We start from the raw sequence: 17,022 nt of genomic DNA, 5'->3' as shown, positions 1-17,022 counted from the left end.
CCCCAGTCCGCAACCCCCACCCCACCAGAACCGTCCCGCACGCCAACACCGCCGCCAGGGACGCGTACCCGTGCGTCAGGGTGGTGGACGCGGCGACCCCGGCCACCAGCAACGGGCCGCCCGCGTCGCCCAGTTCGCGGCCCAGTTCGGCCGCGCCCATGGTCTGGCCGAGGCGTTCCTTCGGCGTCGACGAGGCCAGGGTCGCGAAGCCCAGGGGAGTGATCAGGCCCGTGCCGACGCCGATCAGGGCGGCGGCGAGCAGCACCCCCGTGAGGCCCGGCAGCATCGCGCAGGCCAGCCCCGCCGCCGTGAGCATCAGCCCGGCGGTCAGACCGGTCCGCGCGGTCAGCCACCCGGCGTCCAGGGCCCGTCCGGTACGGGGCTGCACGACCGCCGCACACGCGGCCAGTACCGACACCGCAGCCCCCGTTGCCACGGTGCCGAGCCCCGCCGCCCGGCCGGACACCGGCAGGAACCCCACCCCGACCGACAACGCGGCCGTGGCCCCGGCGAGCGCGGCCGTCGGCACCAGGAAGACCGGGTCCGCCAGCCGCCGCGCCAGGTCCAGCACTGTCTGCCGGGCCCGGGGGAGCGGCGGTACGACGGGTACGGCGGCCAGCGCCCACACCGCGACGGCAGCGCCGAGCACCGTCAGCACCGTGAACAGCAGCCGCAGCCCGCCCGCCCACACCAGCACCCCGCCGAGCAGCGGACCCAGCGTGTAGCCGATCGACTTGTAGAAGCCGTAGCCGCCGAACGCCCGCCCCTGCTTCGCCGCCGGGTTCAGCCGGGACACCAGCGCCGACGCGGCCGGTGAGAACGCGGACGCCGCCGCCCCCTGCCCCAGCCGCGCGGCCCACAACCACCCCGGGCTGTTCGCGAGCACGTACAGCGCGGACGCGACGGCGAACGCCACCAGGCCGCCGAGCAGCACCGGTCGCGCCCCGACCCGGTCGGCCAGCGTGCCGAACACCGGCTTGAGCAGGACCTCGGCGCCGTCGTAGAGGGCGAGCAGCCCGCCGAGGACGAGCAGCGAGGTGACCGCGTCCTTGCCCGCGCCCCCGAGGTTCGCGGCGATGCCGTGCGCCCCGAAGGCGGTGGTGAACCCGGCGGCGTACAGCGGCCACATCCGCCGGCGCGAGGGGTCACTCCCCGGCGTCACTGTTCCCCGGCCGCAGTTGGTGCGGCGTCCGCTCCCTGACCCATGCGGGCATCCTACCCAGCGCCTCCTCGCCGCTGAACGATGTTCAACAACCGGCTGGTCACCGCCCGGTGATCCGCACCGGCCCAGGGCAGCCCAGGTCGATGTCGGATTCTCGCCAGCCCTGGTCCTCGCCCATCGCCGATGCTGGACGCATGCAGAACGGGATGCACACCGACAAAGAGCGCTGCGTGCGCGCCGTCCAGTCCAAGGACGCCCGCTTCGACGGCTGGTTCTTCACGGCGGTCCTGACGACCCGCATCTACTGCCGGCCCAGCTGCCCCGTCGTCCCGCCCAAGCCCGAGAACATGACCTTCTACCCCAGCGCGGCCGCCTGTCAGCAGGCCGGCTTCCGCGCCTGCAAGCGCTGCCGCCCCGACACCAGCCCGGGCTCCCCGGAGTGGAACCAGCGCGCCGACCTCGTGGCCCGCGCGATGCGGCTGATCGCCGACGGGGTGGTGGACCGCGAGGGCGTCCCCGGCCTCGCCGCCCGCCTCGGCTACAGCACCCGCCAGATCGAACGCCAGCTGCTCGCCGAACTCGGCGCCGGTCCACTGTCTCTCGCCCGCGCCCAACGTGCCCAGACCGCCCGTCTGTTGATCGAGACGACCCCGCTGCCGATGGCGGAGATCGCCTTCGCCGCCGGCTTCTCCTCCATCCGCACGTTCAACGACACGGTCCGCGAGGTCTTCGCCCTGACCCCGAGCGAGCTGCGCGCCCGCCTGCCCAGGAACACAACACCGGCCGCCACTCCCGGCACCCTCGTCCTCCGCCTCCCCTTCCGCGCCCCCCTCAACCCGGACAACCTCTTCGGCCACCTCGCCGCGACCGCCGTACCCGGCGTCGAGGAGTGGCGCGACGGCGCGTACCGCCGCACGCTCCGCCTCCCGTACGGCCACGGCGTCGCGTCGCTGGCCCCCGGGCCCGACCACATCGCCTGCCGTCTCACCCTCAGCGACCTGCGCGACCTGACCGTGGCGATCAGCCGCTGCCGCCGCATGCTGGACCTGGACGCCGATCCGGTGGCCGTCGACGACCAGCTCCGTACGGATCCCGTCCTGGCCCCGCTGGTCGACAAGGCCCCGGGCCGGCGTGTGCCGCGCACGGTCGACGAGGCCGAGTTCGCTGTGCGGGCCGTCCTCGGCCAGCAGGTCTCCACCGCCGCCGCCCGCACCCACGCGGCCCGTCTGGTCACCGCGCACGGCGACCCGGTGGACGACCCGGAAGGCGGCCTCACCCACCTCTTCCCGACCCCCGAGGCCCTGGCAGCCCTGGACCCCGAGACCCTGGCGATGCCCCGCACCCGGCGTGCCACCTTCACCACCCTGGTCGCCCAACTGGCGTCCGGTGCCATCCACTTGGGCCCGGAGAGCGACTGGCCCGAGACCCGCGCCCGTCTCCTCGCCCTCCCCGGCTTCGGCCCCTGGACGGTGGACGTCATCGCCATGCGCGCCCTCGGCGACCCGGACGCCTTCCTCCCCACCGACCTCGGAATCCGCCGCGCGGCCGAGGAGTTGGGCCTGCCCTCCACCCCGGGAGCGCTGACCACCCGCGCGGCTGCCTGGCGTCCGTGGCGGGCGTACGCGGTCCAGTACCTGTGGGCGACGGACAGCCACCCGATCAACTTCCTCCCGGTGTAAGGACGAAGGAATTTCATGAAGCAGCACACCGTCATCACCAGCCCCTACGGCCCCCTCACCCTCGTCGCCGAGGACGGCGTCCTGTGCGGCCTCTACATGACCGACCAACGCCACCGGCCGGCCGAGGAGACGTTCGGAGACCACGACGACAGCCCCTTCGGCGAGGCCGAGGAACAGCTGACGGCCTACTTCGACGGCGAGTTGAAGGAGTTCACGCTCGAACTCCGCCTGCACGGGACCCCGTTCCAGCGCACGGTGTGGGATCAGCTCCGCCGGATCCCGTACGGCGAGACCCGCTCCTACGGCGAACTGGCCGCCGCCCTCGGCAATCCGGCCGCCTCCCGAGCGGTCGGCCTGGCCAACGGGAAGAACCCGGTCGGCATCATCGTCCCCTGCCACCGCGTGGTCGGGGCCGACGGCAGCCTGACGGGCTACGGCGGGGGCCTGCCCCGCAAACAACGCCTCCTGGACTTCGAACGGGGAGCGGCCCTGTTCTAGCGGGTAGTGTTCCGTCGGTGCTGGCCGAACAACGACACCAACTGATCCTGCGGGCGCTGCGATCCGGCGGCACCGTCACCGTGACGGACCTCTCCGACCGGCTCGGAGCCAGCGCCGCGACCGTCCGCCGCGACCTCCTCAAGCTGGAAGGGGACGGACTGCTCACCCGGGTGCACGGGGGAGCGGTCGTCGAGGACGAACCGGCGCCCTTCGCCGAGGCCGCCGAGGCACGGGTGCCGGGGAAGGACGCGATCGCCGCCCGGGCCGCCGCGATGATCGAGGACGGTCAGTCGGTGATCCTCGACTCCGGCACCACCGTCCACCGGCTCGCCCGCCGGCTCCACGGACGCCGGATCACGGTCGTCACCAACAACCTCGCCGTGTACGAGGAGCTCCTCCCGGACGACAGTGTCGACCTGATGCTGCTCGGCGGCATGGTCATCCGTGCGTCCCGCATGCTGGACGGCTTCATGGCCGAGGACAACCTCCGCCAGGTGCACGCCGACTGGCTCTTCATGGGCGCCTGCGGGGTCCGGGCCGGCGGGCAGGTCATGGACACCACGGTCGCCGAGGTGCCCGCGCGGCGCGCCATGATCGCCGCCGCCGACAAGGTGGCGCTCCTCGCCGACGGCTCCAAGTTCCCCGGCACCGGCATGGTGAAGATCTGCGACCCCGAGGAACTGGACGTCGTCGTCACCGACACCCCGCCCGACGCCACGACCCGCGCGGCGCTGGAGGAGGCGGGCGTACGGGTGGTGCGGGCGCCGGAGTCCGAGGACGCCTAGTCTTCCTGGTCCGTGCTCAGCCGGCGCAGCAGCTCCGGCAGTGCGGTGCCGATCGGCTCGCGTACGACCTCGTCGGCGATCTCGTCGTACGGCGTCGGCTCGGCGTTGACGATGACGAGCCGCGCCCCGTGGTCGGCGGCGACGCCCGCGAGCCCGGCGGCGGGCTGCACCTGCAGGCTGGTGCCGACGGCGATGAACACCTGGCAGGCCTTGCTGATGGCGACGGCCTCACCGAGCACCACCGGGTCGAGCCGCTCACCGAACATGACGGTCGCGGACTTCAGGACGCCGCCGCACTCCAGGCACGGCGGGTCGTCCTCACCGGCCTCGACCCGGGCGAGCGCGTCCTCCATGGAGCCACGCGCGTGGCAGCGGGTGCACACCACCTGCCGTGCGGTGCCGTGCAGTTCGAGCACCTTGCGGGCCGTCGTCCCGGCGAGCTGGTGCAGCCCGTCCACGTTCTGCGTGATCACCCGCACCGGCACGCCCGACTTCTCCAGCTCGGCCACGGCCCGGTGCGCGGCGTTCGGCTCGGCGAGCAGCGTCCGGTTCGCGCGCCGCATCTGCCACGAGCGCCGCCGGATCTCGGGGTCCCCCATGTAGTACTCGTACGTCACGAGCTTCTCGGCCCCGGGATCCTTCCGCCACAGCCCGTTCGGCCCGCGGTAGTCCGGGATGCCGGAGTCGGTCGATATACCGGCGCCGCTCAGGATGGCGACGAGGGGCTTGGTCATGGGGCCGAGGGTAGGGGGCGTGCCGGGGCGGGGCGAACGTTTATGCGTGTGCTCGGCGGCCGTTCTCCAGCTCGGCCGTCCCGGACCCCTCGTCCAGGACGTCCAGGGCGACCAGGACGCGGTCGCCGAGGGTGCCCAGGAGGTAGTCGCCGAGGTCCTCACGGGCGACCAGGCGCCAGGACAGGAGTTCCTCCTCCTGCAGGCGGATCGCCTTGAGGTCGTCCTCGGTCAGGACTCCGCCGTCGTACAGGTAGGCGACCAGCGGCGGGAAGCCGGGCCGGTAGACCCAGTCCACCGCGAGCAACCGCCCGAGCTCGCGGTCCAGGCCGATCTCCTCCAGCGTCTCGCGGTGGGCGCCCTGGCGCGGGGTCTCGCCGTCGTCGGACTCGATGGTGCCGCCCGGCAGCGCCCAGCCCTCACGGTAGTTGGGCTCCACCAGCAGCACCCGGCCCTCCGTGTCACGGAAGAGCGCGGCGGCGCCGGAGAGGATGCGGGGCAGGCCCGCGATGTACGCGGCGAATTCTTCGGAGCTGGTCACACAGGAAGGGTAACCAGCCGCAGGGGTCAGCTCTCCGCCTCCGCCAGGTGCAGCGTCCGCTCGGCCAGCTCGCTGATCCGCACTCCGTCGAAGCCGAACACCGCGCTGCGGACCGTGTCCTCCAGCGGGTCCTTCCACTGGGACGGGATCTCCTCCGCCCCGGTGAGGACGCCCGCCACGGAGCCCGCCGTCGCGCCGTTGGAGTCGGTGTCCAGGCCGCCGCGGACGGTGAGGGTGATGGTGCGGGTGAAGTCGCCGTCGCCGTACAGCAGGCCCGCGGTGAGCACGGCCGCGTTGGGGATGGTGTGGATCCAGCCGAGGCCGGTGGTCTCCTCGCCGACCGTGGCGAGCGTGTCCTCCCAGGTCATCCGGGTGTCGTGGAGCGAGACGACCCGGCGCACGGTGCGCGCCAGCCGGCTGGAGGCCGGGATGACGGCCAGCGCCTGCTCCACCGCGTGCCGGACCGTCGGCGCCGTGAACGCCGCCGCGATCAGCGCCGCCGCCCACATCGCCCCGTACACGCCGTTGCCGGTGTGCGAGAGCACCGCGTCCCGGCGGGCCAGCGAGGCGGCGCGGCGCGGGACGCCCGGGCAGGTCCACCCGTAGATGTCGGCCCGGATCAGGGCGCCGATCCACTCCTGGTACGGGTTGTCGAAGGTCGCCGTCAGCGGAGGTTTCAGCCCGTTCGCGAGGTTGCGGTACGCCGCCCGTTCCGCCGTGAACGTCTGCAGGTACGGCAGTCTCAGCAGCCACAGGTCGCCGACCTGCTCGGTGCTGAACCCGAAGCCGTGGGTCTCCAGCAGGTCGAGGCCGAGGATGGCGTAGTCGACGTCGTCGTCCCGGCAGCTGCCGTGGATCCGGCCGCGCACGCACTGACGCCACTCGGGGCGCAGCTCGAAGCCGTCGCTCTCGACGGCCGGCTCGGGCAGGTAGTCGGTCAGGGGCAGGGCGGCGGCCTGCCGCAGATAGCGGTCGATGCGGTCCCGCGTCCACAGGTCGCCCTGCTCGACCGGTTTGCCGAGCATGTTGCCCGCGATCCGGCCGAGCCAGCCCCCGAGGACGCGGTCGGCGAGCTCTGGCTCAGTGCCCACAGGGGTCATAGCTCCGGTTTACCCAATTCCGGGGGCGCGTGTGCGGTTTCGGCCGTCCGCACAGTCGCCTGACACGGCGCTCGTACGGTGCTCCCACGCCGTCCCCAGGGGCCGGTCGGTGCATGACGGCGGGGGTGTGCTCCGGTTAAGGTCACAGCGGCGCGACTGGCCTTGACATGCCTCGGGGCCCGGAGAGCAAGGGGAAACAGGTGACACAGCGCGTGCTCATCGCCGCGGACAAGTTCAAGGGCTCGCTGACGGCCGTGCAGGTCGCCGAGCGGGTGACGGCCGGGCTGCGCCGGGCCGTGCCGGGCCTGGAGGTGGAGGCGCTGCCCGTGGCCGACGGCGGCGACGGGACCGTGGACGCGGCGGTCGCGGCCGGTTTCGAGCGCCGTGAGGTGCGGGTCGCCGGGCCGCTCGGACAGGAGGTCACGGCCGCGTTCGCGCTAAGGGCCGGCACGGCGGTCGTGGAGATGGCGGAGGCGAGCGGACTCCAGCGGCTGCCCAGAGGCGTCTTCGCGCCGCTCACGGCCTCCACGTACGGCTCCGGCGAGCTGCTGCGGGCCGCGCTGGACGCGGGCGCGCGCACGATCGTGTTCGGCGTCGGCGGCAGCGCGACCACCGACGGCGGCGCGGGCATGCTCTCCGCCCTCGGCGCGCGGTTCCTGGACGCGGACGGGGAGCCGGTGCCGCCGGGCGGCGGCGGACTCGCCGAGCTGGCGTCCGCCGACCTGTCGGACCTGGACCCGCGGCTGGCGGACGTGGAGCTGATCCTGGCCAGCGACGTCGACAACCCGCTGACCGGTCCCACGGGTGCCCCGGCCGTCTACGGCCCGCAGAAGGGCGCCTCCCCGGACGACGTGGAGATCCTCGACTCGGCCCTCGCGCACTACGCGAAGGTGCTGGAGGAGACGGCCGGCGTGCACACGGCCGAGTACGCCGCGTCCCCGGGCGCGGGCGCCGCCGGCGGCATCGGCTACGGCGCCCTGCTGCTCGGCGCCCGCTTCCGCCCCGGCATCGAGGTCATGCTGGAGGTGCTGGGCTTCGCCCCGGCGCTGGAGTGGGCCACGCTGGTGATCACCGGCGAGGGCTCCCTGGACGAACAGACCCTGCACGGCAAGGCCCCCGCCGGTGTCGCCGCGGCGGCCCGGGCGGCGGACAAGGAGGTCGTCGCGGTGTGCGGCCGCCTCGCCCTGCCGCCGGAGGCGCTGGGACGGGCGGGGATCCGGCGGGTGTACCCCCTGACGGACGCCGAGCCCGACATCGCAAAGTGCATCGCGGACGCCGGCCCGATCCTGGAGCGGGTGGCGGAACAGATCGGCCGGGACTTCCTGAGCTGACAGGCCCCCGGGCACGCTGACAGGCCCCGACACGGTGAAGGGCCCCCGGCCGACCGGCCGGGGGCCCTTCACCGTCGTACACGATCCGCTACGGCAACTGCGCCGCCCTGGCCTCGCGTCGGTTGTCGCGGAAGTTGTTCACCCGGCGGGCCGTGGCGAACAGGGGGATGACCGCGCCCGTGACCAGCTGCAGCGCGCAGCCCGTCTGCAGGAGCAGCTGTCCGCTCGGCGCGTCGAACGCCCAGGCCGCGAGCAGCCCCATCGACACGACGATCCAGGACAGCATCGCCACCGCGAGACGGCCCCGCGGCTTCGGGTACTCCACCCGGCTCACCATCAGCCAGGCCGTCCCCAGGATCGCCAGCAGCGTCGCCACGAAGGGCAGCTCCAGCAGCACGATCGACACGACCGTCAGCGCGCCGAAGGGAGACGGCATGCCCTGGAACATGCCGTTCGGCACCGTCACGCACGAGAAGCGCGCCAGACGCAGGACGACGGCCAGGAGCACCACGATTGCCCCGACCGCGGCCACTCTCTGGTGTGCGTCGTCCGCGACCATGCCGTAGACGAGGACGAAGTACGCCGGCGCCAGACCGAAGCTGATCAGGTCGGAGAGGTTGTCCAGCTCCGCGCCCATGGGGGAGGAGCGCAGCTTGCGCGCGACCAGGCCGTCGAACAGGTCGAAGACCGCGGCGCACAGCATCAGGATCACCGCAGTGGCCGCGCTGTGGCGGGCCATGCCGGCCTGCTGGTCGCCGGTGAGGTGCGGGATGAGGATCCCGGTGGTGGTGAAGTACACCGCCATGAACCCGCACGTGGCGTTGCCGAGGGTGAGGGTGTCCGCTATCGAGAGGCGGAGAGAGAGGGGCATCTCCTCCTCTTCGTCCACCTCGTCGGCCCCGGGCACCCAGCCCGCCTGGGTATCAGGATCAATCACGGTCAATGCGAGTCACCCCAGCCACGGTCTTCTGACCGACCTCGACCGCGACCTCCACGCCCTCGGGCAGGTAGATGTCGACGCGCGAGCCGAAGCGGATCAGCCCGATGCGGTCGCCCTGCTCGACCTTCGTTCCCTGCGGGATGTACGGCACGATGCGGCGGGCCACCGCGCCGGCGATCTGGATCATTTCGATGTCGCCGAGTTCGGTGTCGAAATGCCAGACTACGCGCTCGTTGTTCTCGCTCTCCTTGTTGAACGCCGGAACGAACCCGCCGGGGATGTGCTCGACCGACGTCACCGTGCCGGAGAGCGGCGCGCGGTTGACGTGGACGTTGAGCGGGCTCATGAAGATCGCGACGCGGGTCCGGCCGTCCTTCCACGGCATGATGCTCTGCACCACACCGTCGGCGGGGGAGATGACCCGGCCCGGGGCGATCTCGCGCTCGGGGTCGCGGAAGAACCACAGCATGCCGGCCGCGAGCGCGGTGGCGGGCACGGCCACGGCCTTGGCGACGCCGAAGCGGCGGGCGCGGACCAGGCTGAGGGCTGCGGTGGCGACGGTCGGGAGAAGCCACGGCGATGCTCCGCGCGCAAGACGTACGCCTGCCAGGCTGTCGCGTGGTGCAGAGGTTTGGCTGTGGGGCATGGATGACCTTCGTAGCGGATGATGCCGCGCTGTAACGGGGGACGGCGGCTTTCCCGGGATCGTACCGGTCGCGGACCACAACTGGGCAAGCCAGGAAGACGAGTCGGCGACCGAAGACTGCCTACGGGGTGTGATCTTCTTCTCCAAGAAAACACCCCGTATCCGGACATCTAACCCTGGAACCGATACTCTTCGAGCAGCCTGCGACCGATGATCATTTTCTGGATTTCAGCGGTACCTTCACCGATCAGCAGCATCGGCGCCTCGCGGTAGAGGCGCTCGATCTCGTACTCCTTGGAGAAGCCGTAACCGCCGTGGATCCGGAAGGCGTCCTCCACGACCTCCTTGCAGTACTCCGAGGCCAGGTACTTCGCCATTCCGGCCTCGAGGTCGTTTCGTTCGCCGGAGTCCTTTTTGCGTGCGGCGTTCACCATCATGGCATGGGCGGCCTCGACCTTGGTAGCCATCTCGGCCAGCTTGAACTGGATGGCCTGGTGCTGGGCGATCGGCTTGCCGAACGTGTGCCGCTGCTGGGCGTACTGGACGCCGAGCTCGAAGGCACGCTGAGCGACGCCGCAGCCACGCGCCGCCACGTTCACCCGGCCAACCTCGACGCCGTCCATCATTTGGTAAAAACCTCGGCCGGTCTGGCCGCCGAGCACCCGGTCGGCGGGAATCCGCAGGCCGTCCATGATGAGCTCGGTGGTGTCGACGCCCTTGTAGCCCATCTTGTCGATCTTCCCGGGGATGGTGAGGCCCGGACGGACCTCCCCGAAGCCGGGCTCCTTCTCGACCAGGAAGGTCGTCATCGACTTGTGCGGCGCGGTGCCCTCGGGGTGTCCTTCATCACTTCGGACGAGTACGGCGACCAGACTTGACGTTCCGCCGTTGGTGAGCCACATCTTCTGGCCGTTGAGGACGTATTCGTCGCCGTCCCTGACCGCCTTGGAGGTGATGGCTGACACGTCCGAACCGAGGCCCGGCTCCGACATCGAGAAGGCGCCGCGGATGTCGCCGGCCGCCATGCGCGGCAGGAAGTGGTCCTTCTGCTCCTGCGTGCCGTGCTGCTTGAGCATGTACGCCACGATGAAGTGCGTGTTGATGATGCCGGACACCGACATCCAGCCGCGGGCGATCTCCTCGACGCAGAGCGCGTACGTCAGGAGCGACTCGCCCAGACCCCCGTACTCCTCGGGGATCATCAGACCGAACAGACCCAACTCCTTGAGACCGTCGACGATCGCTTGCGGGTACTCGTCGCGGTGCTCCAGCTCGGTGGCGACCGGGATGATCTCCTTGTCCACGAAGTCGCGGACCGTGGAGAGGATCTCCTGCTGGATGTCCGTCAGACCTGCGGTCTGGGCGAGGCGCGCCATTACTTCTCCTGCTGCTTCAGCTCCGGGCGGCCGGGCTGCTCGCCGCCGCGCTCCTTGATGTACGTCTCGGTCGGCACCATCACCTTGCGGCGGAACACGCAGACCAGCGTGCCGTCCTGCTTGTAGCCCTTGGTCTCGACGTAGACGATCCCGCGGTCGTTCTTCGACTTCGACGGCGTCTTGTCGAGGACGGTCGTCTCGCCGTAGATCGTGTCGCCGTGGAAGGTCGGCGCCACGTGCCGCAGGGACTCGATCTCCAGGTTGGCGATCGCCTTGCCCGACACATCCGGCACGGACATGCCCAGCAGCAGCGAGTAGATGTAGTTCCCTACGACGACGTTCTTGCCGAAGTCCGTCGTGTTCTCCGCATAGTTGACGTCCATGTGGAGCGGGTGGTGGTTCATGGTGAGGAGACAGAAGAGGTGGTCGTCGTACTCCGTGACCGTCTTCCCGGGCCAGTGCTTGTAGACCGCCCCGACCTCGAACTCCTCGTAGGTGCGTCCGAACTGCATCGCGCTCAGGCCTCCGGGATCTCGAACTTGCTGGTGCGCTGCATGCCGGCGGCGCGTCCCTTGCCCGAGATGACCAGCGCCATCTTCCGGCTGGCCTCGTCGATCATCTCGTCGCCCAGCATCGCCGAGCCCTTCTTGCCGCCCGCCTCGGAGGTGTAGTAGTCGTACGCGTCCAGGATCAGCTCGGCGTGGTCGTAGTCCTCCTGGGAGGGCGAGAAGATCTCGTTGGACGCCTCGACCTGGCCCGGGTGCAGCACCCACTTGCCGTCGAAGCCGAGCGCGGCGGCCCGCTGCGCGACCTCGCGGTAGCCGTCGATGTTGCGGATCTGGAGGTAGGGGCCGTCGATCGCCTGGAGGTTGTTGGCGCGGGCGGCCATCAGGATCTTCATCAGGATGTAGTGGTAGGCGTCCGCCGGGTAGCCCGGCGGCTGCTCGCCCACGACCAGCGACTTCATGTTGATGGACGCCATGAAGTCGGCCGGGCCGAAGATGATCGTCTCGACGCGCTGGGAGGCCGTCGCGATCTCGTTGACGTTGTTGAGGCCCTGCGCGTTCTCGATCTGCGCCTCGATGCCGATCTTGCCGACCTCGAAGCCCATCGACTTCTCGATCTGCGTCAGCAGCAGGTCGAGGGCGACGATCTGCTGGGCGTCCTGCACCTTGGGCAGCATGATGCAGTCGAGGTTCTGGCCGGCGCCCTCGACGACCGTGACGACGTCGCGGTACGTCCACTCGGTCGTCCAGTCGTTGACGCGCACGACCCTCGTCTTGCCGGTCCAGTCACCCTCGTTGAGGAACTTCACGATGGTGTGCCGCGCCTCGGGCTTGGCGAGCGGCGCGCACGCGTCCTCCAGGTCGAGGAAGACCTGGTCGGCGGGGAGACCCTGGGCCTTCTCCAGGAAGCGGGGGTTGCTGCCCGGCACGGCCAGGCAGGAGCGCCGCGGGCGGAGACGGTCAAAAGGGTGTGCGGCGGAGCCGCCCGTTGCAAGGGTGGTGGCGGGCGACGGGTGGGCGGTCATGCGGGGACCTCCAGGGGGTCGAGCTTGTTCGCTTTCCGGATCTCGTCGACGATGCGGCCGATGATGCCGGTGATGTCGAAGTCCTTAGGGGTGAAGACGGCGGCCACGCCGGCGGCCCTGAGCTGCTCGGCATCTCCATTGGGGATGATCCCACCGGCGATGACGGGTATATCTGTGGCACCGGCCACACGGAGCCGCTCCAGGACGTCCGGCACGAGCTGGGCGTGCGAGCCGGACAGGATCGACAGACCGACCGCGTGCACGTCCTCGGCGAGGGCCGCGTCCACGATCTGCTCGGGCGTCAGACGAATGCCCTGGTAGACGACCTCGAACCCGGCGTCGCGGGCCCGCACGGCGATCTGCTCGGCGCCGTTGGAGTGCCCGTCCAGACCGGGCTTGCCGACCAGGAAGCGCAGCTTGCCGACGCCGAGGTCGCGGGCGGTGGCGTCCACCCTGCGACGCACCTCACTCATGGCCGAGCCCTCCGCGGCGGTGACCGCGACCGGCGCGGAGGACACACCGGTGGGCGCCCGGTACTCGCCGAACACCTCGCGCAGGGCCCCGGCCCACTCGCCGGTCGTGACCCCGGCGCGGGCGCACTCCAGGGTGGCCTCCATGAGGTTGTCCGTACCGCGCGCGGCCTCCTTCAGCCTCTCCAGCGCCTTGCACGGGCGCGGGTGGTTGAAGGGCGGCTGGTAGCGGGTGTCCCGCCAGTGCTGCAGCGCCTTGACCACGCGGGCCTCGACGGCCGGGTCGACGGTCTGGATGGCCGTGTCGAGGTCGGCGGTCAGCGGGTTGGGCTCGGTCGTCTCGAAGATGTTGACGCCGACGATCTTCTCCTCACCGGACTCGATACGCGCCCGCCGCTCGGCGTGCGAGGAGACGAGCTGCGACTTGAGGTAGCCGGACTCGACGGCGGCCATCGCACCGCCCATCTCCTGGATCCGCTCGATCTCGGCGAGGGAGTCCTCGACCAGCCGGCCGACCTTCGCCTCGATCACCTTCGAGCCCTCGAAGATGTCCTCGTACTCCAGCAGGTCGCTCTCGTGGGCGAGCACCTGCTGGATGCGCAGCGACCACTGCTGGTCCCAGGGGCGGGGCAGGCCCAGTGCCTCGTTCCAGGCCGGCAGCTGCACGGCACGCGCGCGTGCGTCCTTGGAGAGGGTCACCGCCAGCATCTCCAGCACGATCCGCTGGACGTTGTTCTCCGGCTGCGCCTCGGTCAGGCCGAGGGAGTTGACCTGGACGCCGTACCGGAAGCGGCGCTGCTTGGGGTTCTCGATGCCGTACCGCTCGAGCGTGATCTTCTCCCAGATCCGCCCGAACGCCCGCATCTTGCACATCTCCTCGATGAAGCGGACACCCGCGTTCACGAAGAAGGAGATACGGGCCACGACGTCCCCGAACTTCTCCTCGGGGACCTGCCCTGAGTCGCGTACGGCATCGAGAACCGCGATCGCGGTGGACATCGCGTACGCGATCTCCTGGACCGGCGTGGCGCCCGCCTCCTGCAGGTGGTAGCTGCAGATGTTGATCGGGTTCCACTTCGGTATGTGGGAGACCGTGTACGCGATCATGTCCGTCGTCAGCCGGAGTGAGGGCCCCGGCGGGAAGACATGGGTCCCCCGCGACAGGTATTCCTTGACGATGTCGTTCTGGGTCGTGCCCTGGAGCTTGGTGATGTCGGCACCCTGCTCCTCGGCGACGACCTGGTAGAGCGCCAGCAGCCACATGGCGGTGGCGTTGATCGTCATCGAGGTGTTCATCTGCTCCAGGGGGATGTCCTGGAACAGCCGGCGCATGTCACCGAGGTGCGCGATCGGCACGCCGACCCGGCCCACCTCGCCGCGGGCGAGGATGTGGTCGGAGTCGTAACCGGTCTGCGTCGGCAGGTCGAAGGCCACGGAGAGGCCCGTCTGCCCCTTGGCGAGGTTGCGCCGGTACAGCTCGTTGGACGCCTCGGCGGTGGAATGCCCGGCGTACGTGCGCATCAGCCACGGCCGGTCCTTCTCCCGCCTGCCTTCGGCGTTGTGACGCTCAGTCATCTATGACCCCGGGTGTCTCAGACGTTGCGGAAGCGGTTGATGGCGTCGACGTGCTTGGCGCGCATCTCCTCGTCGCGCACGCCGAGGCCCTCCTCGGGGGCCAGGCACAGCACGCCGACCTTGCCCTGGTGGAGGTTGCGGTGCACGTCGTAGGCGGCCTGCCCGGTGTCCTGAAGGGAGTAGACCTTGGAGAGCGTCGGGTGGATCTTGCCCTTCGCGATGAGCCGGTTGGCCTCCCAGGCCTCGCGGTAGTTGGCGAAGTGCGAGCCGATGATCCGCTTCAGCGACATCCACAGGTAGCGGTTGTCGTACTCGTGCATGTAGCCCGAGGTGGAGGCGCAGGTGGTGATGGTGCCGCCCTTGCGGGTGACGAAGACGGACGCGCCGAAGGTCTCGCGGCCGGGGTGCTCGAAGACGATGTCGATGTCCTCGCCGCCGGTCAGTTCGCGGATGCGCTTGCCGAAGCGCTTCCACTCCTTCGGGTCCTGGGTCTGCTCGTCCTTCCAGAACCGGTAGCCCTCGGCGTTGCGGTCGATGACGTTCTCGGCGCCCATCGAGCGGCAGATGTCCGCCTTCTCGGGGCTGGAGACGACACAGATCGGGTTGGCGCCGCCGGCCAGCGCGAACTGGGTGGCGTACGAGCCCAGGCCGCCGCTCGCGCCCCAGATCAGGACGTTGTCGCCCTGCTTCATGCCGGCGCCGTTGCGGGAGACCAGCTGGCGGTAGGCGGTGGAGTTGACCAGGCCCGGAGCGGCGGCCTCCTCCCAGGACAGGTGGCCCGGCTTGGGCATCAGCTGGTTGGACTTGACCAGGGCGATCTCGGCGAGGCCGCCGAAGTTGGTCTCGAAGCCCCAGATGCGCTGCTCGGGGTCGAGCATGGTGTCGTTGTGGCCGTCGCTGGACTCCAGCTCGACCGACAGACAGTGCGCGACGACCTCGTCACCGGGCCGCCAGGCGTTGACGCCGGGGCCGGTGCGCAGGACGACGCCCGCGAGGTCGGAACCGATGATGTGGTACGGCAGGTCGTGGCGCTTGGTGAGCTCGCTGACCTTGCCGTAGCGCTCCAGGAACCCGAAGGTCGACAGGGGCTCGAAGATCGAGGTCCACACGGAGTTGTAGTTGACCGAGGAGGCCATCACGGCCACCAGGGCCTCGCCCGGGCCGAGCTCCGGCAGCGGAACCTCGTCCAGGTGGAGCGACTTGCGCGGGTCCTTGTCGCGGGTCTGCATGCCCGCGAACATCTCCGTCTCGTCCTTGTGCACGGTGATCGCGCGGTACGACTCGGGGAGCGGCAGGGCGGCGAAGTCGGCGGGCGTCGAGTCCGGCGACTGGATCGCGTCCAGGATGTCCTTCACGGTCACGGTGTTGCCTCCGGCGATGGGCGTCCTGAGGGAGGGACGCTGAGGGTTACGTCGGTGTGCTGCTGAGGGTTTCGGGAAGTGCCGTCGGTTCGGCGGTGGTGCTTCGGCAGCGCTTTGTGGCGCGGGAGGTTGCCTGTGACGCAGGCGCCGGGCGAGCAGGCGGTGGGCCTGCCGGGGACAGCCCGGACTCCATCAACGTATGACACCGCGTGTCAGGTGACAAGGCACTGAGTGCCATGAATGTGCTCTCAGATGAAATCTTTACGTAACAAATGAGCGATGATCGATCGAACGCCACTTGAAATGTGCCTGAAAACGGGCCCTGACATGCCAAAACGGCCACCCCGAAGGGTGGCCGTCGTCACAGTCGTCCGGGCGCTCAGCGCTCCTTCAGCGCCTGCTCGATGGTCCGCATGACCTCGTCCAGCGGGGCGTCGGTGCGCGCCACGGTGACCAGGACCTCGCCCTGTGCGGAGACCGACGCGGGGGAGGGGGCCGGCTCGGGTGCCGTGGAGCGGCCCGCTCCGATGCCCGTGCCGAACGTCTTGCGCACGATCGCGAAGGCGTGGTCCAGCTGCGCCTCCACGTCGCCCTGGCCGCCGGCCCGCAGCCAGCGCCGCAGCACGTGGTTGTGGGCGGTGACCACGGCGGACGCGGCGACCTCAGCGAGCAGCGGGTCGTCGTTGGCGTCGTCGTCGTGCGCGTGCTCGTCGAAGTGGCCGAGGAGATAGCGGGTGAAGAGGCGCTCGTAGCGGGCCACCGACGCGATCTCCGCCTCGCGCAGGGTGGGCACCTCACGCGTGAGCTTGTAGCGGGCGACCGAGATCTCCGGCCGGGCCGCGTACATCCGCATGACTTCCTTGATCCCGCGGCACACCGTGTCGAGCGGGTGCTCGTGCGCCGGGGCCGCGTTGAGCACCGCCTCGGCGCGGATCAGCGTGTCGTCGTGGTCGGGGAAGATCGCCTCTTCCTTGGAGCGGAAGTGGCGGAAGAAGGTGCGGCGGGCGACCCCGGCCGCCGCGGCGATCTCGTCGACCGTGGTCGCCTCGTACCCCTTGGTCGCGAACAACTCCATGGCCGCGGCCGCCAGTTCTCGGCGCATCTTGAGCCGCTGGGCGGCGGCGCGGCTGCCTGCGGCACTTTCCGGCGCGTCGGGCGTGGCTGGTGTACGTGAGGACCTGGCGGGCTGGGACATGACCCGAACGTACTGCATGTCCGCAGCGTGCCGCGCAGGTACCGGGGTTCCCCCGCCCCGGGTGGACGGGGGAACCCCGGTACCTGCGCGGCACGCTGCGG

The 17,022-nt window shown here is 70.5% G+C and carries 16 protein-coding genes; 4 read left to right on the top strand and 12 right to left on the bottom strand.

The annotated features are described in order from the left end of the window. On the bottom strand, positions 1-1,129 hold a 1,129-nt coding region (locus tag GRC12_RS29165; RefSeq protein WP_208782364.1), incomplete at its 3' end, for an MFS transporter. Positions 1,130-1,356: 227 nt separating this feature from the next. Here GRC12_RS29165 and GRC12_RS29160 point away from each other — a divergent pair. Genes GRC12_RS29160 through GRC12_RS29150 form a run of 3 tightly spaced genes read left to right on the top strand, consistent with a single transcriptional unit; the run spans position 1,357 to position 4,124 of the window. Further along, on the top strand, positions 1,357-2,841 hold the full coding sequence (locus GRC12_RS29160; RefSeq protein WP_280117530.1) for an AlkA N-terminal domain-containing protein: 1,485 nt from the start codon (positions 1,357-1,359) through the stop codon (positions 2,839-2,841). A 15-nt stretch (positions 2,842-2,856) separates the two neighbouring features. Continuing rightward, positions 2,857-3,339 carry a methylated-DNA--[protein]-cysteine S-methyltransferase gene (locus tag GRC12_RS29155; RefSeq protein ID WP_208782349.1) on the top strand — a complete coding sequence of 161 codons (483 nt, stop codon included), beginning with the start codon at positions 2,857-2,859 and terminating at the stop codon, positions 3,337-3,339. A gap of 17 nt (positions 3,340-3,356) precedes the next feature. Beyond that, positions 3,357-4,124, top strand: coding sequence for a DeoR/GlpR family DNA-binding transcription regulator (locus tag GRC12_RS29150; RefSeq protein WP_208782347.1), 768 nt, complete (start codon positions 3,357-3,359; stop codon positions 4,122-4,124). Here the strand turns inward: GRC12_RS29150 and GRC12_RS29145 are convergent. From GRC12_RS29145 to GRC12_RS29135, 3 genes are read right to left on the bottom strand one after another with little or no spacing between them, the layout of a single operon-like run. After that, positions 4,121-4,858 carry an SIR2 family NAD-dependent protein deacylase gene (locus GRC12_RS29145; protein WP_208782345.1) on the bottom strand — a complete coding sequence of 246 codons (738 nt, stop codon included), beginning with the start codon at positions 4,856-4,858 and terminating at the stop codon, positions 4,121-4,123. The two genes, GRC12_RS29150 and GRC12_RS29145, sit on opposite strands and share 4 nt — an antisense overlap. 40 nt (positions 4,859-4,898) lie before the next feature. Next, on the bottom strand, positions 4,899-5,396 hold the full coding sequence (locus GRC12_RS29140; protein ID WP_208782343.1) for an NUDIX domain-containing protein: 498 nt from the start codon (positions 5,394-5,396) through the stop codon (positions 4,899-4,901). A gap of 26 nt (positions 5,397-5,422) precedes the next feature. Then, positions 5,423-6,496 carry an ADP-ribosylglycohydrolase family protein gene (locus GRC12_RS29135; protein ID WP_208782341.1) on the bottom strand — a complete coding sequence of 358 codons (1,074 nt, stop codon included), beginning with the start codon at positions 6,494-6,496 and terminating at the stop codon, positions 5,423-5,425. A 212-nt stretch (positions 6,497-6,708) separates the two neighbouring features. Here GRC12_RS29135 and GRC12_RS29130 point away from each other — a divergent pair, with 212 nt between their 5' ends. Then, positions 6,709-7,827 carry a glycerate kinase gene (locus GRC12_RS29130; RefSeq protein WP_208782361.1) on the top strand — a complete coding sequence of 373 codons (1,119 nt, stop codon included), beginning with the start codon at positions 6,709-6,711 and terminating at the stop codon, positions 7,825-7,827. A gap of 88 nt (positions 7,828-7,915) precedes the next feature. Here the strand turns inward: GRC12_RS29130 and pssA are convergent, their stop codons facing one another. The 8 genes from pssA to GRC12_RS29090 all read right to left on the bottom strand — a co-directional run bounded on the left by pssA (position 7,916) and on the right by GRC12_RS29090 (position 16,921). After that, entirely contained in the window at positions 7,916-8,734 is an 819-nt protein-coding gene (gene pssA, locus GRC12_RS29125) for a CDP-diacylglycerol--serine O-phosphatidyltransferase (protein ID WP_208782358.1), read from the bottom strand. Positions 8,735-8,756: 22 nt separating this feature from the next. Beyond that, positions 8,757-9,413 (bottom strand): phosphatidylserine decarboxylase, encoded by a 657-nt coding sequence (locus tag GRC12_RS29120; RefSeq protein WP_208782356.1) that lies wholly within the window; start codon positions 9,411-9,413, stop codon positions 8,757-8,759. A gap of 170 nt (positions 9,414-9,583) precedes the next feature. Continuing rightward, positions 9,584-10,789 carry an acyl-CoA dehydrogenase family protein gene (locus tag GRC12_RS29115; protein WP_208782338.1) on the bottom strand — a complete coding sequence of 402 codons (1,206 nt, stop codon included), beginning with the start codon at positions 10,787-10,789 and terminating at the stop codon, positions 9,584-9,586. Further along, on the bottom strand, positions 10,789-11,301 hold the full coding sequence (locus tag GRC12_RS29110; RefSeq protein WP_099932427.1) for a MaoC family dehydratase: 513 nt from the start codon (positions 11,299-11,301) through the stop codon (positions 10,789-10,791). Before GRC12_RS29110 ends, GRC12_RS29115 begins: the two co-directional genes overlap by 1 nt. A 5-nt stretch (positions 11,302-11,306) precedes the next feature. After that, a complete protein-coding gene (locus tag GRC12_RS29105) occupies positions 11,307-12,320 on the bottom strand; it encodes an HpcH/HpaI aldolase/citrate lyase family protein (protein ID WP_244373929.1) in 1,014 nt (337 codons plus the stop codon). After that, positions 12,317-14,365 carry a protein meaA gene (locus GRC12_RS29100; RefSeq protein WP_208782337.1) on the bottom strand — a complete coding sequence of 683 codons (2,049 nt, stop codon included), beginning with the start codon at positions 14,363-14,365 and terminating at the stop codon, positions 12,317-12,319. Before GRC12_RS29100 ends, GRC12_RS29105 begins: the two co-directional genes overlap by 4 nt. Before the next feature lie 17 nt (positions 14,366-14,382). Further along, positions 14,383-15,720, bottom strand: a complete 1,338-nt coding sequence (gene ccrA / locus GRC12_RS29095) for a crotonyl-CoA carboxylase/reductase (RefSeq protein ID WP_208782351.1) — start codon at positions 15,718-15,720, stop codon at positions 14,383-14,385. Positions 15,721-16,105: 385 nt separating this feature from the next. After that, a complete protein-coding gene (locus GRC12_RS29090) occupies positions 16,106-16,921 on the bottom strand; it encodes a TetR family transcriptional regulator (RefSeq protein WP_208782336.1) in 816 nt (271 codons plus the stop codon). Between the last annotated feature and the right edge of the window lie 101 nt (positions 16,922-17,022).

Source organism: Streptomyces griseorubiginosus, assembly GCF_017614965.1.
Lineage (GTDB): Bacteria > Actinomycetota > Actinomycetes > Streptomycetales > Streptomycetaceae > Streptomyces > Streptomyces griseorubiginosus_B.
Note: the sequence above shows the minus strand (reverse complement) of the source record. Positions and strands in the feature narration are given on the sequence as shown.

What these genes read in the sequence shown, in the direction of transcription:
- GRC12_RS29160 (WP_280117530.1), top strand. Translation starts at nt 1,357, where the DNA reads ATGCAGAACGGGATGCACACCGACAAAGAGCGCTGCGTGCGCGCCGTC.
- GRC12_RS29155 (WP_208782349.1), top strand. Translation starts at nt 2,857, where the DNA reads ATGAAGCAGCACACCGTCATCACCAGCCCCTACGGCCCCCTCACCCTC.
- GRC12_RS29145 (WP_208782345.1), bottom strand. Translation starts at nt 4,858, where the DNA reads ATGACCAAGCCCCTCGTCGCCATCCTGAGCGGCGCCGGTATATCGACC.
- GRC12_RS29135 (WP_208782341.1), bottom strand. Translation starts at nt 6,496, where the DNA reads ATGACCCCTGTGGGCACTGAGCCAGAGCTCGCCGACCGCGTCCTCGGG.
- GRC12_RS29120 (WP_208782356.1), bottom strand. Translation starts at nt 9,413, where the DNA reads ATGCCCCACAGCCAAACCTCTGCACCACGCGACAGCCTGGCAGGCGTA.
- GRC12_RS29115 (WP_208782338.1), bottom strand. Translation starts at nt 10,789, where the DNA reads ATGGCGCGCCTCGCCCAGACCGCAGGTCTGACGGACATCCAGCAGGAG.
- GRC12_RS29110 (WP_099932427.1), bottom strand. Translation starts at nt 11,301, where the DNA reads ATGCAGTTCGGACGCACCTACGAGGAGTTCGAGGTCGGGGCGGTCTAC.
- GRC12_RS29105 (WP_244373929.1), bottom strand. Translation starts at nt 12,320, where the DNA reads ATGACCGCCCACCCGTCGCCCGCCACCACCCTTGCAACGGGCGGCTCC.
- GRC12_RS29100 (WP_208782337.1), bottom strand. Translation starts at nt 14,365, where the DNA reads ATGACTGAGCGTCACAACGCCGAAGGCAGGCGGGAGAAGGACCGGCCG.
- GRC12_RS29090 (WP_208782336.1), bottom strand. Translation starts at nt 16,921, where the DNA reads ATGTCCCAGCCCGCCAGGTCCTCACGTACACCAGCCACGCCCGACGCG.